1 protein-coding gene and 1 tRNA gene are annotated in these 547 nt (G+C 50.6%); both read right to left on the minus strand.

The genetic code is table 11. The features are described 5' to 3' along the window. Positions 1 to 344, minus strand: a 344-nt coding sequence (locus ACIOZM_RS31340) for a GTP-binding protein (RefSeq protein WP_401221477.1), incomplete at its 3' end; no start/stop codon positions are given. An 86-nt stretch (positions 345 to 430) separates the two neighbouring features. Next, a tRNA-Thr gene (locus ACIOZM_RS31345) sits at positions 431 to 506 on the minus strand. Between the last annotated feature and the right edge of the window lie 41 nt (positions 507 to 547).

The raw sequence follows: 547 nt of genomic DNA on the forward strand, positions 1-547 counted from the left end.
TGTGGCATCGGACCATCAGCGGCCGAGCAAACCAGGATTGCGCCGTCCATCTGGGCAGCACCGGTGATCATGTTCTTCACATAGTCAGCGTGACCTGGGCAGTCAACGTGAGCGTAGTGACGGATCTTCGAGTTGTACTCGACGTGCGCTGTGTTGATCGTGATACCGCGCGCTTTTTCTTCCGGGGCACTGTCGATCTTGTCGAAGTCAACGATTGCCGAACCGAAAACCTCGGAGCAAACGCGAGTCAGAGCTGCAGTCAGAGTGGTTTTACCGTGGTCAACGTGACCAATGGTCCCAACGTTGACGTGCGGCAGGGAACGATCAAATTTTTCCTTAGCCATCGATATCACCCCTAGAAGAAATAATTAAGCAAAACTACATAGACCATTAAAACAAAGGCAGATATTTTCATATCTGCCTTGTTATATGGAGCTCTTGAGCGGATTTGAACCGCTGACCTCACCCTTACCAAGGGTGTGCTCTACCAACTGAGCTACAAGAGCGTAACACTTTGGACATCCTGTAAAGTTGGAGCGGGTTGAGG

It is taken from the genome of Pseudomonas sp. NPDC087346 (assembly GCF_044744235.1).
Lineage (GTDB): Bacteria > Pseudomonadota > Gammaproteobacteria > Pseudomonadales > Pseudomonadaceae > Aquipseudomonas.